The 24,609-nt window shown below is 59.0% G+C and carries 26 protein-coding genes and 1 tRNA gene; 12 read left to right on the forward strand and 15 right to left on the reverse strand.

The window, feature by feature from the left end; genetic code table 11:
• Positions 1 to 30: 30 nt before the first annotated feature.
• Together ACYZT1_RS02095 and ACYZT1_RS02100 are read right to left on the reverse strand one after the other, a co-directional pair.
• The gene (locus tag ACYZT1_RS02095; RefSeq protein ID WP_462017445.1) at positions 31 to 777 is read right to left on the reverse strand and encodes an ABC transporter substrate-binding protein; all 747 of its coding nucleotides are present in this window, start codon (positions 775 to 777) and stop codon (positions 31 to 33) included.
• Positions 778 to 790: 13 nt separating this feature from the next.
• Positions 791 to 1,564 (reverse strand): ABC transporter ATP-binding protein, encoded by a 774-nt coding sequence (locus ACYZT1_RS02100; RefSeq protein ID WP_462017446.1) that lies wholly within the window; start codon positions 1,562 to 1,564, stop codon positions 791 to 793.
• A gap of 561 nt (positions 1,565 to 2,125) precedes the next feature.
• Here ACYZT1_RS02100 and gabP point away from each other — a divergent pair.
• On the forward strand, positions 2,126 to 3,517 hold the full coding sequence (gene gabP, locus ACYZT1_RS02105; RefSeq protein ID WP_462017447.1) for a GABA permease: 1,392 nt from the start codon (positions 2,126 to 2,128) through the stop codon (positions 3,515 to 3,517).
• A gap of 70 nt (positions 3,518 to 3,587) precedes the next feature.
• Here the strand turns inward: gabP and ACYZT1_RS02110 are convergent, their stop codons facing one another.
• From ACYZT1_RS02110 to ACYZT1_RS02145, 8 genes are all read right to left on the reverse strand, one after another.
• Positions 3,588 to 4,040 (reverse strand): hypothetical protein, encoded by a 453-nt coding sequence (locus ACYZT1_RS02110; RefSeq protein ID WP_462017448.1) that lies wholly within the window; start codon positions 4,038 to 4,040, stop codon positions 3,588 to 3,590.
• A 6-nt stretch (positions 4,041 to 4,046) separates the two neighbouring features.
• Complete coding sequence (locus ACYZT1_RS02115) at positions 4,047 to 4,463, reverse strand: hypothetical protein (RefSeq protein WP_462017449.1); 417 nt, start codon at positions 4,461 to 4,463, stop codon at positions 4,047 to 4,049.
• 21 nt (positions 4,464 to 4,484) lie between these two features.
• Positions 4,485 to 5,465 carry an alpha/beta hydrolase family protein gene (locus ACYZT1_RS02120; RefSeq protein ID WP_462017450.1) on the reverse strand — a complete coding sequence of 327 codons (981 nt, stop codon included), beginning with the start codon at positions 5,463 to 5,465 and terminating at the stop codon, positions 4,485 to 4,487.
• Positions 5,466 to 5,506: 41 nt separating this feature from the next.
• Positions 5,507 to 6,562 carry a PDDEXK nuclease domain-containing protein gene (locus tag ACYZT1_RS02125; protein ID WP_462017451.1) on the reverse strand — a complete coding sequence of 352 codons (1,056 nt, stop codon included), beginning with the start codon at positions 6,560 to 6,562 and terminating at the stop codon, positions 5,507 to 5,509.
• 260 nt (positions 6,563 to 6,822) lie between these two features.
• A tRNA-Phe gene (locus tag ACYZT1_RS02130) sits at positions 6,823 to 6,898 on the reverse strand.
• A 104-nt stretch (positions 6,899 to 7,002) separates the two neighbouring features.
• Positions 7,003 to 7,275: an oxidative damage protection protein gene (locus ACYZT1_RS02135; protein ID WP_008149405.1), complete on the reverse strand. Its 273-nt coding sequence runs from the start codon at positions 7,273 to 7,275 to the stop codon at positions 7,003 to 7,005.
• Positions 7,272 to 8,339, reverse strand: coding sequence for an A/G-specific adenine glycosylase (gene mutY / locus ACYZT1_RS02140; RefSeq protein ID WP_462017452.1), 1,068 nt, complete (start codon positions 8,337 to 8,339; stop codon positions 7,272 to 7,274). The genes ACYZT1_RS02135 and mutY overlap by 4 nt, the downstream gene beginning before the upstream one ends.
• On the reverse strand, positions 8,336 to 10,552 hold the full coding sequence (locus tag ACYZT1_RS02145) for an AsmA family protein (RefSeq protein ID WP_462017453.1): 2,217 nt from the start codon (positions 10,550 to 10,552) through the stop codon (positions 8,336 to 8,338). The genes mutY and ACYZT1_RS02145 overlap by 4 nt, the downstream gene beginning before the upstream one ends.
• A 347-nt stretch (positions 10,553 to 10,899) precedes the next feature.
• Here ACYZT1_RS02145 and ACYZT1_RS02150 point away from each other — a divergent pair, with 347 nt between their 5' ends.
• The 7 genes from ACYZT1_RS02150 to ACYZT1_RS02180 all read left to right on the forward strand — a co-directional run bounded on the left by ACYZT1_RS02150 (position 10,900) and on the right by ACYZT1_RS02180 (position 16,863).
• A complete protein-coding gene (locus ACYZT1_RS02150; RefSeq protein ID WP_462017454.1) occupies positions 10,900 to 12,564 on the forward strand; it encodes an OFA family MFS transporter in 1,665 nt (554 codons plus the stop codon).
• Between the two features lie 268 nt (positions 12,565 to 12,832).
• Positions 12,833 to 13,426: an imidazoleglycerol-phosphate dehydratase HisB gene (gene hisB / locus ACYZT1_RS02155; RefSeq protein WP_007939452.1), complete on the forward strand. Its 594-nt coding sequence runs from the start codon at positions 12,833 to 12,835 to the stop codon at positions 13,424 to 13,426.
• The gene (hisH, locus tag ACYZT1_RS02160; RefSeq protein WP_462017455.1) at positions 13,426 to 14,064 is read left to right on the forward strand and encodes an imidazole glycerol phosphate synthase subunit HisH; all 639 of its coding nucleotides are present in this window, start codon (positions 13,426 to 13,428) and stop codon (positions 14,062 to 14,064) included. Before hisB ends, hisH begins: the two co-directional genes overlap by 1 nt.
• Positions 14,065 to 14,325 (forward strand): DUF2164 domain-containing protein, encoded by a 261-nt coding sequence (locus tag ACYZT1_RS02165; protein ID WP_462017456.1) that lies wholly within the window; start codon positions 14,065 to 14,067, stop codon positions 14,323 to 14,325.
• Positions 14,326 to 14,425: 100 nt separating this feature from the next.
• A complete protein-coding gene (gene hisA, locus ACYZT1_RS02170) occupies positions 14,426 to 15,175 on the forward strand; it encodes a 1-(5-phosphoribosyl)-5-[(5-phosphoribosylamino)methylideneamino]imidazole-4-carboxamide isomerase (protein ID WP_462017457.1) in 750 nt (249 codons plus the stop codon).
• Between the two features lie 84 nt (positions 15,176 to 15,259).
• Positions 15,260 to 16,030, forward strand: coding sequence for an imidazole glycerol phosphate synthase subunit HisF (hisF, locus tag ACYZT1_RS02175; protein WP_462017458.1), 771 nt, complete (start codon positions 15,260 to 15,262; stop codon positions 16,028 to 16,030).
• A gap of 77 nt (positions 16,031 to 16,107) precedes the next feature.
• Positions 16,108 to 16,863 carry a substrate-binding periplasmic protein gene (locus ACYZT1_RS02180; protein WP_462017459.1) on the forward strand — a complete coding sequence of 252 codons (756 nt, stop codon included), beginning with the start codon at positions 16,108 to 16,110 and terminating at the stop codon, positions 16,861 to 16,863.
• Between the two features lie 125 nt (positions 16,864 to 16,988).
• On the opposite strand, the gene ACYZT1_RS02185 is transcribed toward ACYZT1_RS02180, so the two are convergent.
• The 4 genes from ACYZT1_RS02185 to gpmI form a co-directional block, all read right to left on the reverse strand.
• Positions 16,989 to 17,756: a divergent polysaccharide deacetylase family protein gene (locus ACYZT1_RS02185; protein ID WP_462017460.1), complete on the reverse strand. Its 768-nt coding sequence runs from the start codon at positions 17,754 to 17,756 to the stop codon at positions 16,989 to 16,991.
• 1 nt (position 17,757) lies between these two features.
• Positions 17,758 to 19,077 (reverse strand): S41 family peptidase, encoded by a 1,320-nt coding sequence (locus ACYZT1_RS02190; protein ID WP_462017461.1) that lies wholly within the window; start codon positions 19,075 to 19,077, stop codon positions 17,758 to 17,760.
• 34 nt (positions 19,078 to 19,111) lie between these two features.
• Positions 19,112 to 20,410, reverse strand: coding sequence for a murein hydrolase activator EnvC family protein (locus ACYZT1_RS02195; protein WP_462017462.1), 1,299 nt, complete (start codon positions 20,408 to 20,410; stop codon positions 19,112 to 19,114).
• Between the two features lie 300 nt (positions 20,411 to 20,710).
• Positions 20,711 to 22,240 carry a 2,3-bisphosphoglycerate-independent phosphoglycerate mutase gene (gene gpmI, locus ACYZT1_RS02200; RefSeq protein WP_462017463.1) on the reverse strand — a complete coding sequence of 510 codons (1,530 nt, stop codon included), beginning with the start codon at positions 22,238 to 22,240 and terminating at the stop codon, positions 20,711 to 20,713.
• 154 nt (positions 22,241 to 22,394) lie between these two features.
• On the opposite strand from gpmI, the gene ACYZT1_RS02205 reads away from it, so the two are divergent.
• The 3 genes from ACYZT1_RS02205 to secB are packed head-to-tail and all read left to right on the forward strand — an operon-like array spanning position 22,395 to position 23,591.
• The gene (locus tag ACYZT1_RS02205) at positions 22,395 to 22,808 is read left to right on the forward strand and encodes a rhodanese-like domain-containing protein (RefSeq protein WP_028620944.1); all 414 of its coding nucleotides are present in this window, start codon (positions 22,395 to 22,397) and stop codon (positions 22,806 to 22,808) included.
• 1 nt (position 22,809) lies between these two features.
• Complete coding sequence (gene grxC, locus ACYZT1_RS02210; protein WP_462017464.1) at positions 22,810 to 23,064, forward strand: glutaredoxin 3; 255 nt, start codon at positions 22,810 to 22,812, stop codon at positions 23,062 to 23,064.
• Positions 23,065 to 23,105: 41 nt separating this feature from the next.
• Entirely contained in the window at positions 23,106 to 23,591 is a 486-nt protein-coding gene (gene secB / locus ACYZT1_RS02215; protein WP_007897410.1) for a protein-export chaperone SecB, read from the forward strand.
• 122 nt (positions 23,592 to 23,713) lie between these two features.
• Here the strand turns inward: secB and ACYZT1_RS02220 are convergent, their stop codons facing one another.
• A complete protein-coding gene (locus ACYZT1_RS02220) occupies positions 23,714 to 24,169 on the reverse strand; it encodes a tRNA (cytidine(34)-2'-O)-methyltransferase (RefSeq protein ID WP_462017465.1) in 456 nt (151 codons plus the stop codon).
• On the opposite strand from ACYZT1_RS02220, the gene ACYZT1_RS02225 reads away from it, so the two are divergent.
• On the forward strand, positions 24,168 to 24,608 hold the full coding sequence (locus ACYZT1_RS02225; RefSeq protein ID WP_462017466.1) for a hypothetical protein: 441 nt from the start codon (positions 24,168 to 24,170) through the stop codon (positions 24,606 to 24,608). The genes ACYZT1_RS02220 and ACYZT1_RS02225 overlap by 2 nt on opposite strands.
• Position 24,609: the final 1 nt, after the last annotated feature.

The following is a 24,609-nucleotide window of genomic DNA, read 5'->3' on the forward strand; positions in this document are numbered from 1 at the left end:
AGAGAACGGCGCCGGTCCGGCAGGTCAGAATCAATAGATGCTGAACGGAAAGTACTTGTCGTTGATTTTCTTGTAGGTGCCGTCGGCAACGATTTCTTTCAGAGCGATGTTCAGCTTCTCGCGGATCGCATCGCCTTTTCGTACAGCGATGCCGATCTTGTCGCTTTCTTCCACCGGATCGCCTTTGAATTCGTAGGACTTGCCGGCTTCGCTTTTCAGCCACTCATAGTTGACGTACTTGTCGGCCAGAATGCCGTCGAGACGACCCGAGGTCAGGTCGAGGTAGGCGTTTTCCTGGGTGTCGTAGAGTTTGACTTCAACGCCCTCCATGTTGTCTTCCATCCAGGTGCCGGCGAGGGTCGCACGTTGTGCGCCGATCACTTTGCCTTGCAGGGAATCCTTGTCGGTTTTGAATTCGACGTTTTTCGGCGCGATGAATTGCAGCTTGTTGGAGTAGTACGGGTCGGTGAAGTCCACCGCTTGCTTGCGCTCGTCGGTGATCGACATCGAAGAGATCAGGAAGTCGAACTTCTTCGCGTTCAGGGCCGGGATGATGCCGTCCCAGTCAGAGGTGACCACGGTGCATTCAACCTTCATCTTGGCGCACAGCGCGTCGCCGATTTCCTTGTCGAAGCCGACGACGTTGCCGCTGGCATCTTTGTTGTTGAACGGCGGGTAAGCCGCTTCGATGCCCATCTTCAAGGTCTCGGCGGCGGCACCGGCGCTGAACGCCAGGGTGACGGCGGCTGCCAGGAAGATTTTTTTGAAGTTCTGCATGCGGGTAGCTCCGTTAGCGGTTGCTGGACATGAATTGTTTGCAGCGCGCCGAAAGCGGGTTGTCGAACACCTGCTGTGGCGATCCTTGTTCTTCGACCAGGCCCTGGTGGAGGAACACCACTTCGCTGGAGACCTGACGGGCAAAGCCCATTTCATGGGTCACGAGCAACATGGTGCGGCCTTCTTCGGCCAATGCGCGGATGACATTAAGTACTTCCTGGACCATTTCCGGGTCAAGAGCGGAAGTGGGCTCGTCAAACAGAATCACCTTGGGCTGCATCGCCAGTGTGCGAGCGATGGCCGCTCGTTGCTGCTGGCCGCCGGACAGTTCGGCGGGGTAGGCGTGGCGCTTGTCGGCGATGCCGACCTTGGCCAGCAAGGCTTCGGCAACTTCGATGGCCTGGGCTTTGCTCTGACCGAGCACGCGTCGCGGGGCCTCGATGATGTTGTCGAGCACGCTCATGTGCGGCCACAGGTTGAAATTTTGAAACACAAAACCGATCTCACTGCGCAGGCGATTGATCTGCTTGCCGTCGGCAGCCACCAGTTCGCCGTTCTTCGCGGCCTTCAGCTTGAGTTCTTCGCCAGCCACCAGGATCTGACCCTGATGCGGGTTTTCCAGCAGGTTGATGCAACGCAGGAACGTGGATTTGCCGGAACCGGAGGAACCCAGGATCGAGATCACATCGCCGTCGCGGGCGGTCAGCGAGATGCCCTTGAGCACCTCAAGCTGGCCGTAGCGTTTGTGCAAGTTGCGGATTTCAAGCGCGGGCGTGGCCTCAGCCATGTGCGTTCCTCATAGTATTTCGCTCCTGCTGTTAGCGGCCTTCCTGGCGAGGCGGCCAAGCTAGCATAGCGTCTGAATCGCAGCCAACAGCGGTTGGAGCGGTAAACGGGTGGCGTGCGGTCGGGTGTCGCATCGGCGCAGCAGACTGTCGCGCTGCTATCAACCGAACAGCTGTTTGAAGCCTTCTCTAAAATAAGACGCTGTAGGTGTCGCGTAAAAAAAGGCGCGATGTTGCCACCTTTGGCAGGGTGTTGGAAGCGCTATCCGGACAAACGTAGCTGAACTGCACTTTTATGGCGCGAGTGGCTTTTTTCGTTGTGTTTCTGGTGCGCCTATACGTTCTCAAAGTGAGTCACAGGGTAACGTTCTGGCGAATTGCCATTGTTCTCAATGACTTGGGATGACTGTCCAGTCAGTCCGCATCCCACGGCTTTACAGACTTTGTTACATTTTGGCGTAATTATTGCGTGCAGAATAAGAAACGCCCCGTTGGTTTCTTTTTACGAGAAAGAATCCTCAGCGGGATGGACGTACACCGCTTTCCCTTACAAAGGTAGTTTTATGAGCAGTAATTCAAGCTCCAACGGCCTCGAACAGGGGCTCAAACCGCGTCATGTGACCATGCTGTCGATCGCCGGGGTTATCGGTGCCGGCCTGTTCGTCGGCTCGGGCCATGCCATCGCTGCGGCAGGTCCTGCCGTGCTGCTGGCTTACGCGGCTGCCGGTACGTTAGTCGTGCTGGTGATGCGCATGCTGGGTGAAATGGCCGTGGCGTCGCCGGACACGGGCTCTTTCTCGACCTACGCCGATCGTGCGATTGGACATTGGGCCGGTTTTACCATTGGCTGGTTGTACTGGTGGTTCTGGGTGCTGGTGATTCCGCTGGAAGCCAACGCCGCGGCGACTATTCTGCATGCGTGGTTCCCGAACATCGCGATCTGGGCTTTCACGCTGGTGATCACACTGCTACTGACCGCGACCAATCTGTTCAGTGTGAAGAATTACGGTGAGTTCGAATTCTGGTTTGCTCTGATCAAGGTCATCGCGATCATCGGCTTCATCGTGCTGGGAGTTCTGGCCATCTTCGGCTTGCTGCCGAGCAGCCAGGTCAGCGGTGTTTCGCACCTGTTCGATACTCAGGGTTTCCTGCCGAACGGCATGGGCGCTGTACTCGCCGCCATGCTGACCACCATGTTCTCCTTTATGGGCACAGAGATCGTGACCATCGCTGCGGCGGAATCCAAAGACCCCGGCAAGCAAATCACCAAGGCGACCAACTCGGTGATCTGGCGGATCGGCCTGTTCTACCTCGTGTCGATTTTCATCGTTGTGGCGCTGGTGCCTTGGAACGACCCGGTACTGGCCAGCGTCGGTTCCTATCAGACGGTGCTCGAGCGCATGGGCATTGCTAACGCCAAGCTGATCGTCGACATCGTCGTGTTGGTCGCCGTCACCAGTTGCCTGAACTCGGCGCTCTACACCGCCTCGCGGATGATGTTTTCGCTGGGCAAACGCGGCGACGCGCCGACCCTCTCCACGCGCACCAATCGCAGCGGCACGCCTTACTGGGCAGTGATGCTGTCCACCGCCGCTGCATTTCTCGCGGTTTTCGCCAACTACGTCGCGCCGGCCGCGGTGTTCGAATTCCTCCTGGCCAGCTCCGGCGCCATCGCATTGCTGGTGTACCTGGTGATCGCGGTTTCCCAGTTGCGCATGCGTCAGAAACGCAAGGCGGCTGGCGAGAAAGTCGAGTTTCAGATGTGGTTGTTTCCAGGTCTGACGTACGCCGTCATCGTGTTCATTGTCGCAGTGCTGACGATCATGCTGTTCCAGGAAGCCCATCGCGTGGAAATCCTCGCCACCGGTTTGCTGAGTGTGCTGGTAGTCGCTGCCGGGCTGATCGTGTCCCGGCGTCGCAAGATGCAAAGAGTCGGGGCAGTTGCGCTGAATTGATGTGTTTGGGGTGACGCAAAACGGCCGCTGTCAGGGATGACAGACGGCCGTTTTTGTTTGCAAGCGCGTATTACTCGCCCTTTGCTTCCTGCCCATCCAGCGTTTGGCGATAGCTGTCCAGCGCGGTACTGAAATCCGTGATGAATTGCGGATCGGTCAGCCAGGCCTGTGCGGCCTCGCGGTCCATGCCGTCGGCCCACATGCGGTAATCGATCAGCATGTCGGCGGCCAGGTGAGTGGCGGCCATGGCTTCATTATCGGCGTTTTCCATGTCCAGCAGTTCGGGCTGGTCACTGATGATTCCAGCGAGTTCCGACAGCAGAACCTGCAGCATGTCGCCACGGCTGTTGGCTTCTGCGTCGCGCATTTTGCTGAACATCTTCAGGGTGTATTCCGGGATCGGTTCGCCGATCTCACCGAGGTCATCCTCCAGGGCGGCAGGTTTTCTGCCGTGGATATTGATTTGCTTGGCTTTGATCTTGGCGCGCTTTGCGCGTTTCTGTTGCTTGTTCAGGGAGGCCATGGGAACTCAGTCTGGTTTCTGTGGATTTTGGCCCGCGATGGCTTCGGATGCCGCTACGTAATCAACCTGGAAGGCTGGGGATTCGATCCAGGCCAGCGCGCCGGCTTCGTCTGTTTCGGTGGACCATTGGCGATACTCGATCAACGCGCCGATGATGAAGTCTGTCGCGGTTTCTTCACCTTCCTGCTGCAGCACGAGTGCGAGCAGTGGGTGTTCAAGGAACGCTTTGCACATGGCTTGCTGACTGATCTTTTCCGCGTCGATCATTTCTTTGAACAGGTCGGTCAGGTCCACCGACTCAAAGTCGATGCGATCATCATTCGGGTCCAGCTCAACCGGCGCGGCAGCACGCTGGGTGCGGTTCTGCTTGGCCTTGGCTTTGGCGCGGGTGGCGCGTTTTTGCTGTTTGTTGGCGGAAGCCATGGGTTTTTGATCCGTCGTACGTTAAAGGGATTGACTGCGTGGCACTGTCCGCCCGGGTGTATCGGGGGCCAGCTCGCCGTTCTGCAACCAGCACAATGCAATGGGCCATAGTGTGGCTTGGTATGCGCTGCGAAAAAAGGCGAAATGTCCGACTTCCTGTTCGCCGATGTCTTCAGGGGCGATGCGCAGATGGGTCTTTGCGCTGTTGATGAAGTAATCGAGCAGGCGTTCGATGGCTGGGATCGTACCGTAAGGGTCGTCTGTGATGCTGATGGCGAGGATTTTCGCGCTGACATCGGCGAAAGGTAGTTGGCCGCTGACAGCGTGGATTCGCTTGCCACTGGGGCGCAATTCGTACCGCGCTGTCGGTGTGCTCCAGTCGCGGACGACGCCAGCGGGCGTATCTTCGAGCCAGCCGAGGCGTTTGCCGGGGAAGTAGCCGCAGAGCATCGTTAACAAAGGCATCGCGATGTGCCACTTGCCGAACATTCGCCAGCGATGCGCCGGGGCGTAGTCACGCCAATAAGCGAATTGCGCACCGACGGTGACCATGTTCCGTATGACTTGCCCGGATGCGCCCAAGCCTGCAGCACAGCCACCAAAGCTGTGGCCTACGACATCTATGGGTTGACCAGGAAATTCACGCTCGGCACGCTTGAGCATTGCCTCGAAGTCCAAAACGCCCCAATCGGACCACGACGCGTGCAATCGTCTCAGCGATAACGGTCGCGACTCGCCGATGCCGCGGTAATCGAAAGTGATAACGTCGAAGCCGTTGGCGAAAAGATAATCGGCGAAGCGCGAGTAATGCCGGCAGCGGACCGAGGTGGCGGCGTTGATGATCACCACTGGACGTGTGATGTCTTGAGACGAATGCCGCCAGGTGAAACCGCCAAGGGTGTAGCCGTCTGCGGCGGGCTCTTGGAAGGGGTGGCCGGGAACGAACTTTGCTGGCGGCGACTCGACTTGAGTGGCGGGCAGTGCGATGTCCTGCAGATTCATCAGGTGCGACCTTTGCCGGTGGCTGTCAACGATAGTCGTTATCAAGTGCTCTGGGCGAGTCGCCGCTCTTCGATTGCCGCGCGTTCGCGATCCAGTTCCGCACGCAATTCTTCTTCACTCGGCAGTACAAGCTTGTACTTGCTGGCGAACAATTGTTCATGACCTTCGAGTATTGAATAACGCACTACCGACTCGTCTTTTTGTGCGCAAAGAATAATCCCGACGGTCGGACCATCCTCCGGGCCGCGTTTCAAGTCGTCATACATGCGCACGTACATGTCCATCTGCCCTACGTCCTGATGGGTCAACTCACCCCGTTTGAGATCAAAAATGACAAAGCACTTGAGCAGGTAATTGTAGAACACCAGGTCGATGTAAAAGTCTTTGCTCTCTGTGCTGATCCGTTGCTGCCGGGCGATGAACGCGAAGCCTTTGCCCAGCTCGAGCAAGAAGGCTTGAAGTTGATTGATCAATGCCTGTTCAAGACTGGTTTCCTGCGTAAGGCCTGCATTGGGCAGGCCTAGAAATTCAAGCATCACCGGATCCCTGATGAAATCTCTGGGTTGTGCGTTCATTTGCTGAAGGTTGGTGTAGGCCTCCTGCTCAACGGCGGGCCGGTCGCGGCTTACCAGCAGGCGCTCGTAATAGAGCGTGTTGATCTGACGTTCCAAAGCTCGACTGGACCAGTTTTGAACGGCCGACTCGTTCATGTACCAATGTCTGGCGTGATCATTCTCTACGCGGAGCAGTCGGCGATAATGTGTCCAGCTCAATTCGGAACGCAGTGCGCCCCAAATTGGAAAAGTCTGATAGAAATCCCGCATATAGCGCAGGTTGCGTTCGTCAAATCCTTTGCCGAACTGGCCAGTCAGGTTGATCGCGAGGGTTGGAAGCAAACGTTTACCGTACCCCGCACGCCGAGCCCCCTCCTGCTCGAATTCCACGATATGCCTGCCGATCTGCCAGCAGGTTTGCACCTGAACGGTATCAATCGTGCGCAGAATTTTCAGTCGTGCCTCGCGGATCAGCTTGCCCAAATCACCGAGCAGTGTGTCGAGGTGCGAGTCTTGAGTATTGCCAGGTCCGGGTACGCTCATGAAGTCTTCCACCGCCAAATGAACAGATGGAAATCATTGCAAGGAAGTCAGGTAGAAGATGCCGGGCGCGGCTGTTAAATCGGAAGGAAGGTTCGGTTGATTTTGCGGGACCACGCCGACTGCGAGCAGGGCTCAAGGAGTACAGCCTGTAGTCCGTTTCAGCAGGCAGGGCTATGGCAAACCGGATGAGTTGCCAGACCCGTAATCAAATCCCGGGCATAAAAAAACCCTGAATCTTGCGATTCAGGGTTTTCGGTATTTGGTGCCCAGAGACGGAATCGAACCGCCGACACGGGGATTTTCAATCCCCTGCTCTACCGACTGAGCTATCTGGGCAACGGGGCGCATTAAACGGGTTTTTCAGAGGGTCGTCAAGCAAGTTTTCAAAAAATATTTAATTATTACCGTCGCTTACGATCCGACCCCCAAAGACAGCGGGATTATTCAGCCGGTGGCACGTAGCCGTCGGCCTTGGCGTATTCCTCGCCGGAAAAGAACTTGTCCATCTCGCCCTGCAGATATTTACGGTCTTCGGCGTTCATCATGTTCAGGCGTTTTTCATTGATCAGCAGGGTCTGGTGTTTTTGCCAGTCCGCCCAGGCCTTGGCCGAGACGTGATCGAAAATGTCCTGGCCTTTGGCACCCGGGAACGGAGCGCGCTCAAGGGCGGGCAATTCTTCTTTGTACTTGCGGCACATGATGGTGCGGGTCATGACGACTCTCCTGCGTTCAATACGGCGGCCGCGCGTTCGAGCAAGGTTTTGACCGGGGCGGCAAGGCCCAGGCGCGGCGGGGTGGCGAGGTTATACCAGAGCCAGTCGGCCTCGGCCACGTGATGGCCGGCCTCCTGAACCTGAACCAGCCAGGGTTCAATGGATAACTGAAAATGGCTGAAAGTGTGCACCAGACTCGGCAGCGCTTGTTGCGTGCCCAGTTCCAGCGAGTGCTGTGTTGCCAGATGCTGCAGGTCATCAAGGTCGTCGAGTTCGGGCAAGCTCCACAGACCGCCCCACAAGCCTGTGGAAGGACGCCGGTAGAGCAGAATCGCGCCGTCATCGTTGGCGAGCATCGGCATCAATGTTCGTTTTTGCGGCACGGCCTTGCGCGGCTTGGGGATCGGGTAGCGGGTTTCCAGGCCAAGCAGGTGCGCTTCGCAGCCCTTTTCCAGCGGACACAACAGGCAACTCGGTTTGCTGCGCGTACACAGCGTCGCGCCCAGATCCATCATCGCCTGCGTATAGGCATTGACTCGATCATGCGGTGTGAAGCGCTCGGCATTCGCCCACAGCTGCTTGGCCACCTTCGGCTCGCCGGGATAACCCTCTTGCGCGGTGAAGCGTGCCAGGACGCGTTTGACGTTGCCATCCAGAATCGGCGCCCGCAAACCCATGCTCAAGCTGGCGATCGCGCCCGCGGTGGACAGGCCGATCCCCGGCAGCTCGACCAGTTTTTCGACATCGCGCGGAAACTCTCCGCCGTATTCGGCAACGACGATTTTTGCGGTTTTCTGCAAGTTTCGCGCGCGGGTGTAATAGCCCAGGCCCGTCCACAGGTGCAGGACTTCATCTTCCGGGGCGGCGGCCAGAGCTTCGACCGTCGGCAGGGACGCCATGAACCGGTCGAAGTAATTCAGTACGGTGCTGACCTGGGTTTGCTGCAACATGATTTCCGAGACCCACACCCGATAGGGCGTGATGCCTTGCTGCCAGGGTAAATCGTGGCGGCCGTGGCGGTCGTACCAGTCCAGTACGGCCGCTGAAAACTGCTCCGCTCTCATCGCTTGAACAGCCCCTTCAGCGCGTCTTTCAGCTCAGGGCTGACCTTGTCGCCAAGTTTCTCGTCAATTTTTTCGCTGAGTTTGTCGCCGGCCAGTTTGGAGGCGACCTGGCCCATGCGTTCGTTGTCGAGGCGGCACGCCTTGGCGCCGAGTTCCAGTGGCCCGCGGCAGCGTAGCGGCCATTCGATGCCGACGAATTTCTCGTTAACCTGGCAGGCCGGATCGGGCATGTCGCTTTTGTCGCCCTCGACGATAATGCCCACGCGGTAATCCATGCCCAGCACACGCAGATCGACGTCGCCGTCACCCTTTACGGTCATGCCGGGGATACGAACCCGCAAATCCGGATTGCTGGCGACGCCGTTATGGAAAGTCAGGTTCCCGTTGAGCTCCTGGAACGGTGTGTCCTTGCCGCGTGGCTCGCCGCTCAGGATTTTGCGGTTGAGCGTGGCGATGCCTTTGCAAAGTTGCTGTTCGAGGTTGGCGTTGAGCAGCACGCCGTTGTTGATGACGAAGCTGGCATTGCCATTGAGGCTTTCGATCAGCGCCTTCTGGCTATTACCGCTGCCGGTCAGATTGCTGTTGAGGGTGATCAAACCCTGGACCGGCGGGTTTTTACCCTGGCTTTCGAGGATTTTTTCCACCGGGACTTTGCTGATATTCGTCTGCATGCTCAACGCGGGTACCGGTTGACGCACGTCCAGGGTGCCCTTGGCTTCAAAGTTGCCGTTGTACAGATCGCCGCGCAAATTCTCGAGGGTCAGCAAACCGCCCTGGCCGGTGGCCTTGAGCGCGGCATTCTGAATCGGCAATTTGTCCAGGGTCAGCAGGCCGAAAGTCAGGTCGGCGTCGACGTCGAGCTTGCTCAGGCGCTCCACCGGCAGCAAACGCTCGGTGCTCCAGGCGCCTGTGGTGGGTTTTGCCGGCAGCGGCGTGCTACCCGCACCGGCCATGGCGTCGGCTTCGGTGCTGGCCACTTCGGCCTGACGCACTTGCGTTGCACTGCTGGCTTCGGCGGACTTCGGTGGCAAATAGCGGTCGACGTTAAAGGTGTCGGCTTTGAGGATGGCGCGCAGCGATTGCTTGGCGAAATCCTCAATGGCAATGCGGCCACTGAAGCTGCTGTCGTCGACTGTCAGATTGATGTTGTCCAGCGAGAGGCTTTTCGGGGTGCCTGACACGCGGCTGACCAGTTCGACCTTACTCAGGCTGCCTTCGGCCATTGCTGGAAGCTTCTGGCCGATGCTGTCGACAAATTTCGCCAAATCGAACTGGGCGATCGAAATACCGCCAGTGATCTGCGGCGTTTTGTCGAGGTCGTTGACCTTCAGCTCACCGAGTGCGCGCAATTGGTTGGCGGAGATCTTAATACCGGTCCATTCGGCGACGTTCGCTGCTTTATCCAGCAGGAGCTGACCTTGCGCGGCGAAGGTCAAGGTCTTGCCCTGCAACGGCTCGCCAGACACTTCTGCGGACAATTTCATGTCTTCGAGTTTGTAGCGCTGCAACGCGCGTTCGAAGCGCAACTCGCCGTTAAGCTCGGTACGCACGCGTAGCACGGGCTGGTTGCTGCCCAGGAATGCCGTGAGTTTTACCGGGATATTGGTCGAATCATGTACCGGGCCGGTACTCAGCTGGATGCTTTCAGCACTGAACAGCTTGCCGGTTTTTTCGTCGGTGTATTCAACGCGAGCGTTGTTGACGGTCAGGCTGTCGATGTCGAGCCGGATCGGCTGCGCCGGTTTTTCCGCCTTGGCGGTGGTGTCAGGTGCGGCTTCACCGGCAGTCGGCGCGGTGGCGGGATCGGACGGCGCCTTGCCAATGTCTTCCCAGTTGCCGTGACCATCCTTGTCGCGGTTCAGGCGCAGGTTCAGGCCTTCTACGCGGACATCGCTCATCTGCACTTCGCGGCGCAGCAGTGGCAATACCCGAACCGACAAGCCGAGCATTTGCAGATCGGCGAAGGGCTCGGTGGGCTTGTTCAGGGTTGCGACACTGGCTTCATGCAGCTCCAGGCCCAGCCATGGGAACAGGCTCCAGCCGATATCGCCATTGAGCGTCAGCTCGATGTGAGCCTTATCGCGGGCTATCTGGCGAATCTCGTCTTTATAGTCGTTGGGATCGAAGAGGTGGGTCAGGGCAAAGCCCAGCGCCACAATGATCAGCAACAGCCCGAGAAGTACCAGACCCAGGATTTTGCCGAACGCTTTCATGGGCGAGTCCTTGTAGTTAGTCGAATTCAAATTTAGCCGGGGAGTATAGCGCTCCAAATCACATGACCGGTCAGCGATCACCTCGGCAGTGCATCTGGCGCGACGATGATCGGCCTGGCGGTTCCTTGGGGCAGCTCCAGCACCCGGCCAGTCGCATGGCTTGCAAAAAGTGATATCAGATTGGTTTTTCTGTCACGTTCAGATGGTAACCTCTGCCGGTTCGTCCGTCCTTCTGCGGCATGCTGTCGCACCAAATTGGAGCTTCAACCAATAAAACAGTCATGCGTGTGCATAAGGCTGGGTTGAGCAGTGGCTGGCGAACCCTATTAATAATTGGGGGATACACAATGAGCACGAGTACCACGGCGGACGGCTTCAGCGCCGACCAGCCAGCGTTCCTGTCCAAGGAGCGCATTATCGCCAAGCCCGGTTTCAACCGATGGCTGGTACCACCGGCCGCGCTGGCCATCCACCTTTGCATCGGCATGGCCTACGGCTTTTCGGTGTTCTGGTTGCCACTGTCCAAAGCCTTGGGCGTGACCAAGGCAGTAGCCTGCGCGCCGGAAATGGGTTTCATCGAACAAGTGTTTTCGTCGCAATGTGACTGGCCGATTTCCATGCTCGGCTGGATCTACACCCTGTTCTTCATCTTTCTCGGCTGTTCGGCTGCGATCTGGGGCGGCTGGCTGGAACACGCCGGGCCGCGCAAGGCCGGTGTTGTCTCGGCGTTGTGCTGGTGTGGCGGCCTGCTGATTTCAGCGCTCGGCGTCTACACGCATCAGATCTGGTTGATGTGGATCGGCTCCGGCGTCATTGGCGGTATCGGCCTGGGCCTGGGCTACATCTCGCCGGTCTCGACCCTGATCAAGTGGTTCCCGGACAAACGCGGCATGGCGACCGGCATGGCGATCATGGGGTTCGGCGGTGGTGCGATGGTCGGTGCTCCACTGGCTGCATCCCTGATGAGCCACTTCGCCTCGCCAACCAGCGTCGGCGTATGGCAGAGCTTCCTGGTGATGGCCGCGATCTATTTCGTGTTCATGATCGGCGGCGCGCTGTCCTACCGCGTGCCGCCAACCGGCTGGAAGCCTGAAGGCTGGACCGCCCCGGCGAAAAAAGCCGCGAACGCGATGATCACCCATCGTCACGTGCACGTGAATGTGGCGTGGAAAACACCGCAATTCCGTCTGGTCTGGCTGGTGCTGTGCCTGAACGTATCTGCGGGTATTGGCATCCTCGGCATGGCTTCGCCGCTGTTGCAGGAAGTGTTTGGCGGCAAATTGCTGGGCACTGATCAGGCGTTTGGTCAGCTGGACGCCGGCCAACTTGCATCGATCGCTGCGATTGCTGCCGGCTTCACCGGTTTGCTGAGCCTGTTCAACATCGGCGGGCGGTTCTTCTGGGCATCGTTCTCGGATTACCTGGGCCGAAAAAACACCTATTTTGTGTTCTTCGCATTGGGCTTCGCCCTGTATGCACTGATCCCGAACCTGGGGCACCTGGGCAACGTTGCGCTGTTCGTGGCGGCGTTCTGCATCATTCTGTCGATGTATGGCGGCGGTTTCGCAACCGTTCCGGCTTACCTGGCCGATTTGTTCGGTACGCAAATGGTCGGCGCGATTCACGGTCGTCTGTTGACGGCGTGGGCGGCGGCGGGCGTGTTGGGTCCGGTGCTGGTGAACTACCTGCGTGAATATCAATTGAGCATCGGCGTCGAACGCGCGGCAGCTTACGACATCACCCTGTACATCCTCGCGGGCCTGCTGGTGCTGGGTTTCATCTGCAACCTGCTGGTGCGTCCGGTGGCGGACAAGTACTTCATGACCGACGCTGAACTGGCTGCCGAACAGGCGCTGGGTCACGACAAGGGCGCCGATGCCAGCACCGTGCTGGAGTGGAAAGCGGCGCCGGGCACCAAGCCGCTGGCGATTGCTGCGTGGCTGGTGGTGGGCATTCCGTTGGCCTGGGGTGTCTGGGTGACGCTGCAGAAGACGGCGGTGCTGTTCAACTAAGCTACCTGCTTGACGCATGACCTGTGGGAGCGAGCTTGCTCGCGATAGCGGCCTTACAGTCGACAGAAATGTTGAATGTGATGGCCTCATCGCGAGCAAGCTCGCTCCCACAGTCGTTTTGTAACCCGCCTGATCTGCTTGTATGGACATGTCTACCCGCCACACCCCGGAATTCACTCCGTCAGCGATATCACCTCCCGTGTTTCTGTTTCCCGCCCGCGCCCCTATAATGGCTGCCTTTTTCGCCCAATGATTTGCGGAGCTGGTGATGGCCGAACGTATGGCGTCAGTCGAGCGCGACACTCTGGAAACCCAGATTAAAGCCTCGATCAACCTGGATGGCACCGGAAAGGCCCGGTTTGATATCGGTGTGCCTTTTCTTGAGCACATGCTGGACCAGATCGCCCGTCACGGGCTGATCGACCTTGATATCGTCAGCAAGGGCGACCTGCATATCGACGACCACCACACCGTGGAAGACGTCGGTATCACCCTCGGTCAAGCGTTCACCAAAGCCATCGGCGACAAAAAAGGCATCCGTCGCTACGGTCACGCTTACGTGCCGCTCGATGAAGCGCTGTCGCGCGTGGTGATCGATTTCTCCGGCCGTCCCGGTCTGCAAATGCATGTTCCCTACACCCGCGCCACCGTCGGCGGTTTCGACGTTGACCTGTTCCAGGAGTTCTTCCAGGGCTTCGTCAACCACGCCAACGTGACCCTGCACATCGACAATCTGCGTGGACACAACACCCACCACCAGATCGAAACCGTGTTCAAGGCTTTCGGCCGCGCACTGCGCATGGCCGTCGAGCTGGATGACCGCATGGCCGGTCAGATGCCGTCGACCAAAGGCGTTCTGTAATGCAGACGGTCGCGGTAATCGATTACGGCATGGGCAACCTGCACTCGGTGGCCAAGGCCCTCGAGCACGTCGGTGCCGGGAAGGTCCTGATCACCAGCGATGCCAATGTGATTCGCGAAGCCGACCGGGTAGTGTTTCCCGGCGTCGGCGCGATTCGCGACTGCATGGCGGAGATCCGTCGCCTGGGATTTGATTCTCTGGTGCGTGAAGTCAGCAAGGATCGTCCGTTCCTTGGCATCTGCGTCGGCATGCAAGCCCTGCTCGACAGCAGTGAAGAGAACGATGGCGTCGACTGCATCGGCCTGTTTCCGGGCGCAGTGAAGTTCTTTGGCAAAGACCTGCACGAAGACGGCGAGCATTTGAAAGTCCCGCACATGGGCTGGAACCAGGTGAAGCAGACGGTCAGTCACCCGCTGTGGCACGACATTCCGGACCTGGCGCGTTTCTACTTCGTGCACAGCTATTACATCGCGGCCGGCAACGCGCGGCAGGTGGTGGGCGGCGGTCACTACGGTGTCGATTTCGCCGCAGCGCTGGCTGAGGGCTCGCGTTTCGCCGTGCAGTTTCACCCGGAGAAAAGCCATACCCATGGCCTGCAACTGCTGCAGAACTTCGCCGCGTGGGACGGTCGCTGGTAAATGGCCGTCAAGAAGTCGAAGCCGCCGATCCTGACCCTCACTCCCGAGCAGGAGAGCGACGCCAATCACAAGATCAAGCGCTTCATGGAGGAGCGCTTCGAACTGGATCTGGGTTCGTTCGAAGCGGCCGAAATCCTTGAGCTGTTTACCCGTAAAATTGCTCCGCACTATTACAACAGGGCGATTTTCGATGTGCAGACGCACCTCAAAGAGAGGTTCGAAAGCATTGAAAGCGACCTGTGGGCGCTCGAAAAGAATTAGGGCAGCGGCAAGCTTCAAGCTTCAAGCTGCAAGAAGTATCCACGCGTGCGCGCTTGCAGCTTATGGCTTGCAGCTTGCAGCTCTTTGACGAAGGAAAAGCATGCTAATTATTCCCGCTATCGATCTCAAGGACGGTGCCTGTGTTCGTCTGCGCCAGGGCCGCATGGAAGATTCCACAGTGTTCTCCGATGATCCGGTGAGCATGGCTGCCAAGTGGGTGGAGGGCGGTTGCCGCCGTCTGCATCTGGTCGACCTCAACGGCGCCTTCGAGGGCCAGCCGGTAAACGGCGAAGTGGTCACCGCCATCGCCAAACGCTACCCGCACCTGCCGATTCAGATCGGCGGCGGCATTCGCTCCCTGGAAACCATCGAGCACTATGTGAAAGCGGGCGTGAGCTACGTGATCATCGGCACCAAGGCCGTGAAAGATCCGGCCTTCGTTGCTGAAGCCTGTCGCGCGTTCCCGGGAAAAGTCATCGTCGGTCTGGACGCCAAGGACGGTTTCGTCGCCACCGATGGCTGGGCTGAAATCAGCACGGTTCAGGTCATTGATCTGGCCAGGCAATTCGAGGCTGACGGCGTGTCTGCGATCGTTTATACCGACATCGCCAAAGACGGCATGATGCAGGGCTGCAACGTACCGTTCACCGCCGCCCTGGCCGCTGCCACGAAAATCCCGGTGATCGCCTCCGGTGGCATCCACAACCTCGGCGACATCAAGTCGCTGCTCGATGCGAAGGCGCCGGGCATCATCGGCGCAATTACAGGTCGCGCGATTTATGAAGGCACGCTGGATGTGGCGCAAGCACAGGCTTTTTGTGACAGCTACGCGACCGGCTCCAAGCTGTAAGCTGCAAGTTAGAAGCGCGACCGCGATCCGCTCTTTCTTGCAGCTTGTAGCTTGAAGCTTGCAACTCTTAATCGGAGATTAAGCATGGCTCTGGCCAAACGCATCATCCCTTGCCTGGACGTGGATAACGGCCGGGTTGTCAAAGGTGTGAAGTTCGAGAATATTCGCGACGCCGGTGACCCGGTGGAAATCGCCCGTCGCTATGACGAGCAGGGCGCGGACGAGATTACCTTTCTCGACATCACCGCCAGCGTCGACGGCCGCGATACTACGCTGCACACCGTGGAGCGCATGGCCAGCCAGGTCTTCATCCCGCTGACCGTGGGCGGTGGCGTGCGTACCGTGCAGGACATTCGCAACCTGCTCAATGCCGGCGCGGACAAGGTGTCGATCAACACCGCTGCCGTGTTCAATCCTGAATTCGTCGGGGAAGCGGCGCAGCATTTCGGTTCGCAATGCATCGTCGTCGCCATCGATGCAAAGAAGGTCTCGGGACCTGCCGAAACCCCGCGCTGGGAAATCTTCACCCATGGCGGTCGCAAACCCACCGGTCTCGATGCCGTTGAGTGGGCGAAGAAAATGGAAGCGCTGGGCGCTGGCGAAATCCTCCTGACCAGCATGGATCAGGACGGCATGAAAAACGGCTTCGACCTGGGCGTAACCCGCGCCATCAGCGATGCGCTGGGCATTCCGGTGATTGCTTCGGGCGGCGTTGGCAACCTGCAACATCTCGCCGACGGCATCATCGAAGGCCATGCCAGTGCGGTACTGGCGGCGAGTATTTTCCACTTTGGCGAATACACCGTGCAGGAAGCCAAAGCTTACATGGCTCATCGGGGCATCGTGATGCGCTAAACATTCCGTACAGGCCAGTGGACATCATGGCGGGCTCAAGGCACTCTTGGGTACGCCATGGATTTCGGTAGCCAGACATGCTCAAACGCCTTCTTCTCGCTCTCACCAGTGCTGCTGTGTTGCTCGTCAATGGCGTGCACGCTGCAGAAAACCCCGACACCGACCTGGTGTTGCTGACCGAAAATTTCCCGCCTTACAACATGGCGAAAAACGGCAAGAACTTCGCTCAGGACGAGAACATCAACGGCATCGCCGTGGACGTCGTTCGTGAGATGTTCAAACGTGCCGGCATGACTTACAGCCTGACGCTGCGTTTCCCCTGGGAGCGGATTTACAAACTCGCCCTGGAGAAACCCGGTTACGGCGTGTTCGTGATGGCGCGCTTGCCGGACCGCGAGAAGCTGTTCAAATGGGTCGGCCCGATTGGTCCGGATGACTGGATCATGCTGGCCAACGCGGACAGCAAGATCAGCCTGGCAAGCCTGGATGACGCACGCAAGTTCAAGATCGGCGCGTACAAGGGCGACGCGATTGCCGAAACGCTGACCAAGCAGGGGCTCAAGCCCATCGTCGTCCTGCGCGATCAGGATAATGCGAAGAAACTGGTGAGCGGTCAGATTGATCTGTGGGCCACCGGAGATCCGGCCGGTCGTTACCTTGCGCGCCAGGACGGCGTGACCGGGCTCAAGACCGTACTGCGTTTCAACAGCGCCGAGTTGTACCTGGCCCTGAACAAAGACGTGCCGGACGAAACCGTTGCCAGGTTGCAAGCGGCCCTCGATCAGCTGCGCAAGGAAGGCGTGGTCGAGCAGATCATGGCGCGGTATCTCTGACACCCGGCCATCAAGTGTGGGAGCGAGCTTGCTCGCGATGGGGGCGTGTCAGTCGACATCAATATTGCCTGACATATCGCAATCGCGAGCAAGCTCACTCCCACAGTGTCTTGTGGAGTAGCGAATTACCGGTACACCCCATCCTTCCCATGCCCGGCCATTGCGCGATTGCCACGCACGCTGACCATCATTTTGATGTCGATCCAGTCGATTCCCTGAGCCTTCAACTTCGGCAGTTCACGTTCCAGCACAGCCAATGTCTGCGGATACGGATGCCCGATCATCACCGCTGAACCCTGCCGCCGTGCCAGGCTGATCGCCGTTTGCAGCTGAGTGAAAATGGCTTCTTCCGTGCGCTCGTCATCCAGAAACACATCCCGCGACACACTCGCCAGGCCGATCTTCTGCGCCTCGGCGGCGGCCACGGTTTGCGCACTGGTGCGGCTGTCGACAAAGATCTTGTGTCGGCGCTGCAAGTCCGCCATCAGCCACGCCATGGCCGCCGGTTGCGCGGTCATGCGGCTGCCCATGTGATTATTGATGCCTGCAGTGCAGGGCACGACCTTGAGCGCGGCATTCAGACGCTTCTCAAGTTCCGCGATGGGCAGCTCGGGGTGCCAGGCGAACGGGCCGGTGGCTGGGTCCATCGGCATGTGCAGGATCACAATCTTGCCGGCGCGATGGGCTTCGCGGGCAAATTCGGTGGCGTGGGGTGTGTCGGGCATGACCGCCGCCGTTACCGGGCCGGGCAGGGCCAGCACGCGGCGATCCCGAGGCAGATTTTGCCCCAGGTCGTCGATGATCAAACTCAGATAGGCTTTTTGCGGGGCGGGGGATGCATGCGCAACACCCGCCAGACAGCACAGCAGACCGAGGACTAACCGCCAGCGCATCTCAGCGGCCGGACGTAATGCTCAGCCCTTTGAGCAGGCTCAGGGCCTGGGCCAGCTGGTAATCGTCGTCCTGCGGCATCGCCTTGGCTTTGGCACCGGAACCCGTCGGTTTGTCGGCGCCGCCGTTGCCATTGCCCAGGTGGCCTTGCAGATCGGCTTCCTTGAAGTATTCGCTGTCCTGCTCGCTGGTGATCCTGGCCTTGCGCACTTCGATGTCCGGGACGATGCCCTGCGCCTGAATCGAGCGACCGTTTGGCGTGTAATACAGCGCCGTGGTGATCTTCAATGCGCGTTCGTTGTTCAGCGGCAATACCGTTTGCACAGAGCCTTTGCCGAAACTGTTGGTGCCCATGACCACTGCGCGTTTCTGGTCCTGCAAAGCGCCGGCGACGATCTCCGAAGCCGAAGCGCTGCCACCGTTGATCAACGCCACCATTGGAACGGCTTCGCTTTCATCCTTGCCGGTGGCGGAGAAGCGCAGCTCGGAATTGGCGATACGGCCCTTGGTGTAAACGATCAGGCCTTTGGTGATGAAGTGATCGACCACTTCCACCGCTGCTTGCAGCACGCCGCCCGGGTTGTTGCGCAGGTCGAGGATGATGCCGTTGAGCTTCTTGCCGTTGTCCTTGCGCAATTTCGCCAGCGCCTTGGAGACTTCATCGCCGGTCTTGACCTGAAATTGGGTAATACGGATGTAGCCGTAGCCCGACTCCAGCAACTGCGCCTTGACGCTTTTCACTTGAATGATTGCGCGGGCCAGGGTCACGTCGAACGGTGTGCCGCCGTCGCGCACCAACGTGAGGGTGATTTTCTCACCGATTTTGCCGCGCATCTTGTCCACGGCTTCGGTCATGCTTTGGCCGCGCGTCGGCTGGCCGTTGATCTTGACGATGAAATCACCGGACTGAATGCCAGCCTTGGAGGCGGGGGTGTCATCGATGGGTGAAACCACTTTGATGAACCCGTCTTCGGCGCCGACTTCGATCCCCAAGCCGCCAAACTCACCGCTGGTGCTCTCCTGCAATTCGGCGAAATCTTCCGGGCCCAGGTAAGCGGAGTGCGGATCAAGGTTGCTGAGCATGCCTTTGATCGCGTTCTCCAGCAGCGTCTTGTCGTCGACCGGTTCGACATACGCCGCCTTGATCCGGTCCATGACCTCGGCAAACGTGCGCAACTCTTCCAGCGGCAACGGGGACTTGGTGGTTGCAGCGGTGCCCGCAGGCGCGACTGCCGGAGCCGGCTGGGCAGCGAACGCCAGAGGCGCGCCGATCACCAGGGCGATCGTCAGGGCCAGCGAGGTAAGGCGGGACAAATGCAGCATGTCGAACGAACTCCTAATGTTGGTGACTCAACGCCTATCCTTGCGCGCGGCACCATTGCGCCGGATCACTCGGGTGACCCTGCTGACGAATAGCGAAATACAGTGCTGGCGTGTCCTGCCCGCCACTGCTACCCACAGTGGAGATGGACTCGCCTGCTTTAACCACGTCACCCGCAGACTTGAGCAGCGTCTGGTTGTGGCCGTACAGACTCAAAAAACCGTTGCCATGGTCCAGAATCACCAGCAGCCCGGCACCGCGCAACCAGTCGGCAAACACCACGCGACCGCCATGCACCGCGTGAACCTGGCTGCCCGCGGAGGCGCTGATCATCACACCGTCCCACTTGGTGCGGGTATCGTCGCCACGGGACTCACCGAAACGCGCAAGCAGTCGACCATCAACCGGCCATGGAAGTTTGCCCCGGCTTGACGCAAAAGGGCCGCCAAAGGTTTCGCCGGCGCTGGAAACCAAAACGCCGGGGGTTGATTTGACGGGTTTGCGTGGGGCATCAGTGGCGCCAGCATCTGCTGCAGCCTGAGCCTCACGTAAACGCTTTTTTTCGGCTTCCTGCTGGGCGATCAGCGCTTTTTGCCGCGCCTCTTCTGCCTCACGAGCCTGACGGGCCAGGGTTTCTTCGATGGTTTTAAGGACTTTCGACAGGTCTGCCTGGTCCTGCTCTCGCGCGGCGAGCTTTTGATCGCGAGCCTTTACGTCGACATTGAGCTTGGCCAATACCTGCTGGCGCTCCTTGCGGACTTTATCGAGTTCTTCGCGCTGGCTGTCGAGGCTGCTTTTCTGCACCAGCAACTGCGCCTGTTGCAGGGCGATGTCTTTTTCGACGTTGGCCAGCTGGCGCAAGGTTTCGTTGAAATTCTTCAACTGCTCCAGGCGGGCCTGGCTCAGATAGTCGTAATAGGTAAGGGTGCGGGCGAATTTTTCCGGATTCTGCTGGTTGAGCAGCAACTTCAAGTACTCCTGACGGCCGTTTTGGTAGGCCGCGCGGGCCTGAATGGCGATCAGTCGCTGCTGTTCAATGCGCGCGCTCTGGAGTTTTTTTTTCTCGGTGTCGAGACGGTCCAGCTCGGATTCGCTTTTCTTCAGCTCTTTCTGCAGGGCTTCGACCTGCTTTTCGAGCTTGCCCATCTCGGTCTCGGTGCCCTTGAGGTCTTTCTGCACCCCCGATTTCTCTTCCTGCAACTTGCCCAGCAGTTTTTTCAGCTCGGCAATGTCCTGACGCGTGGCGTCCAACTGTTGTTGGGTTTGCGCACGCTCGTCGGCGAAGGCCGGTTGGAGCAGGCAGGTCAAGGCAAGGGCAATCAGGACGCGGAGCATAGAGGCGGGCGACACCAGGGAAAGGGACGGCCTAGTATGCCCGCCAAGCGCTGCAAAAAAAACGCCCAATTGGGGCTGTGTGATAACTGGCCGGAAAAACACTGAAAACCAATGCGGGACAGAGCTTGTGTGGCGAAGGGGCTTGCGCCCGTTGGGTCGCGAAGCGGACCCAAAATCTGCAATCGCGGTGTATCAGGTACACCGCATGCAATGGTTTTACGACTGCCACGCAGCCGAACGGGGGCAAGCCCCCTCGCCACACAGGCTTCCACAGGGTTTGGCGGTGTCTGAAGAGACTGCTTACACCAGTATCGAAGTCCCGGTCATCTCCGCCGGTTTTTCAAGCCCCAGCAACATCAGCATGGTCGGCGCGACATCCGCCAGCACGCCGCCATCACGCACCTTGAGGTCACGCTTGCCGACATATATGAACGGCACCGGCTCGGTGGTATGCGCGGTGTGGGCCTGACCGGTGGACTCGTCGGACATTTGCTCGACGTTGCCGTGGTCCGCGGTGATCAACGCTTCGCCGCCGACCTTGTCCAGCGCCTCGACAATGCGGCCAACGCACAGGTCCAGGCATTCCACCGCTTTGACGGCAGCGGCGAATACGCCGCTGTGGCCGACCATGTCGCCGTTGGCGTAATTGACGACGATCACGTCGTAGCGCTGGTTTTCAATGGCATCGACGATGCGGTCGGTCACCTGCGGCGCGCTCATTTCCGGCTGCAAATCATAGGTGGCGACTTTCGGCGACGGGATAAGAATGCGTTCTTCGCCTGGAAACGGTTCTTCGCGGCCGCCGGAGAAGAAGAAGGTGACGTGCGCGTACTTTTCGGTTTCGGCGATGCGCAGTTGCGTCTTGCCGTTCTTCGCCAGGTAGTCGCCCAGCACGTTGTCCAGGCTGCCGGCAGCGAATGCCGATGGCGCGGGGATGCTGGCGGCGTATTGAGTGAGCATGACGAAGCCGGCGAGGCTCGGCTGACGCGCGCGCTCGAATTCCTTGAAGTCGTCTTCCACGAATACGCGGGTCAGTTCGCGAGCGCGGTCGGCACGGAAATTCATGAAGACGACGGCATCGCCGTCCTCGACTTTTACCGGCTCACCAATGGAGGTGGCTTTGACGAACTCGTCACTCTCGCCACGGGCATACGCAGCATCAAGGCCTTCCTGCGCGGTGGCGGCATTGAATTGGCCATTGCCGTCAACGATCAGGTTGTACGCCTGGGACACGCGGTCCCAACGGTTGTCGCGGTCCATGGCGAAGTAGCGGCCGATGATGCTGGCGATCCGACCCTTGCCCAGCGCCTGAAACGCTGCGTCGAGCAATTCGATGGACGATTGCGCACTTTTCGGCGGCGTGTCGCGGCCGTCGAGGAAGGCGTGCAGGTAAATTTTTTCGGCACCGCGCTTGTAAGCCAGTTCGGCCATGGCGACCAGGTGGTCCTGGTGGCTGTGAACGCCGCCGTCGGACAGCAGGCCCATGAAGTGCACTGCTTTGCCGGCGGCAACGGCCTTGTCGACGGCAGCGACGATGGTCGGGTTCTCGAAAAACTCGCCGTCGCGGATCGACTTGGTCACCCGCGTAAAGTCCTGATACACAACGCGGCCAGCACCGAGGTTCATGTGGCCCACTTCGGAATTGCCCATCTGGCCATCCGGCAGACCGACATCCATGCCGCTTCCAGAGATCAGGCCGTTCGGAACGGTGGCACACAGGCGGTCCAGCACGGGCTTCCTGGCAGCAAGGACAGCGTTGGATTCCGGGCTCTCACTGTGACCGAAGCCGTCGAGAATAATCAGGACCAAAGGTTTAGGCGTGGTAGTCATGGATTCCACTCGTGGCTGAGTTAAAAGAGGGCAACGGAAAAAGGGAGTCGCAGTTTAAAGCTAAGTTCCGACGCCGTCACCGCCGGACGGGGTTTGGCCCACCATAGTGGCTGTGTATACTGGCCGACATTTTAACGCCCTGGAACCTCCTTCGATGGTTGCTAACCTGATTCAATTCGCCACTAACCACTATCTGCTCGTCGGTATTTTCGTCGTACTGCTGGCGTTGTTGATCGCTTACCAGATGCAAGGCGGCGGTCGCAGCCTCAGCACCGGTGAACTGACCGGGCTGGTCAATAAGGACGCCGGCGTGGTGATCGATATTCGTCCGGTCAAGGATTTCGCCGCGGGTCACATCGTCGGCGCGTTGAACATCCCTCACGACAAGCTGACCGCTCGCGTTGGCGAACTGGAAAAGCACAAGTCCAAGACCATTATTCTGGTCGACGCCATGGGCCAGACCGCTGGCACGCATGCCCGCGAACTGATGAAGTCCGGCTTCACCGCCGCCAAGCTTTCCGGCGGTATTTCCAGCTGGAAAGGCGACAACCTGCCCTTGGTGAAGTGATATGAGCAACGTCGTCGTCTACTCCAGCGATTACTGCCCTTACTGCTCGCGAGCCAAGTACCTGCTCGAGAACAAAGGCGTGGCTTTCGAAGAGATAAAGGTCGATGGCAAGCCGCAGGTGCGCGCTGCGATGGCCCAGAGAGCGGGGCGCACATCCGTGCCGCAAATCTGGATCGGCGAGCGCCACGTCGGCGGCTGTGATGATTTGTTTGCCCTGGAGCGCGCCGGCAAGCTCGACGCGCTGCTCAAGGCCTGAACGCCTTCCCTATAAGACCCCGAGATCAGAAAGGATCCGAGATGACTGACCAACAGAACACTGCAGCCAGCGAAGAAGAAACCGCACCGCAATTTTCCTTGCAGCGCATCTACGTGCGTGACTTGTCCTTCGAAGCCCCGAAAAGCCCGGCGATCTTCCGCCAGCAATGGGAGCCAAGCGTCGGTCTGGATCTGAACACCCGTCAAAAGGCATTGGAAGGTGACTTCCACGAAGTCGTGCTGACCTTGTCGGTTACCGTGAAGAACGGTGAAGAAGTGGCTTTCATTGCTGAAGTGCAACAAGCCGGCATCTTCCTGATCAAGAACCTCGACGACGCATCGATGAGCCACACGCTTGGCGCGTTCTGCCCGAACATCCTGTTCCCGTATGCCCGCGAAACCCTGGACAGCCTGGTCACCCGCGGCTCGTTCCCGGCCCTGATGCTGGCTCCGGTGAACTTCGACGCGCTGTACGCGCAAGAACTGCAGCGCATGCAGGCGGCTGGCGAGACTCCGACCGTTCAATAAGCTGCGCAGCGACACCCGTGTGGGAGTGAGCCTGCTCGCGATTAAGGAGTGTCAGACGACATTTAAGTCAGCTGACACACCGCTATCGCGAGCAGGCTCACTCCCACATTTGTTATGCGGTGTTACTTGAATCCGAGCTGACGCCAACCTTCGTATACCGCAACCGCCACGGTGTTCGACAGGTTCAGGCTGCGGCAGCCTTCACGCATCGGCAGGCGCAAACGTTGCTCGCCGGGCAAGGCATCCAGCACTTCGGCCGGCAGCCCCCGGCTTTCCGGGCCGAACAGAAACGCGTCACCCTCGGCGAAACTGGCATCGTGGAACAGCCTCGAGCCTTTGGTGGTGAAGGCGAACAGCCGAGGATGGCCGAGGCTTTCGAGGCAGCTGGCAAGGTCCGCATGACGTTGCAGGGTGGCATACTCGTGGTAATCGAGACCGGCCCGACGCAGACGCTTGTCGTCCATCTCGAAACCCAGCGGCTCGATCAAATGCAGGTGGCAGCCACTGTTGGCGCACAACCTGATAACGTTGCCGGTATTCGGCGGAATTTCTGGTTGGAAAAGGATGACGTGAAACATGCACGGCTCCGAAGATAAAGATGAGCGGCATTCTACGCCGCCTGTGGGTGATCGATCGAAACTATTGCCACGGGTCATGGGTTCGCTGGTGATTGTCGGCGTGATGACCGGGCTGATGATCGGTCGCCTGACCACACCCGACCCCAGCCAATTGCAGCAGGTCGAGGTGACCAGTGACGGCTTGGTGGTGTGGTTCAACAACGAGCCCAAATCCCACGGCGAATTTGTCGACGGCAGCCTGGCGTTGCTGTTCGAGGCTGAAGGCAAGGCGCAGAAAGGCCAGCTGAAGCTCAACGACAAGAGCGCGAACTGGCGAGTGCGTTTGAGTGATGGAGGGCTGTTGCTGTCGGTCGTGGCCGCCCGGCCGCTGCAGGGCGAATGGTCCGGCAGTGAGGTCGATGACCGTTGGCGGCTGGAGATCCATCTCCGAGAGAAATAAA

The organism is Pseudomonas sp. PB3P13 (genome assembly GCF_054897735.1).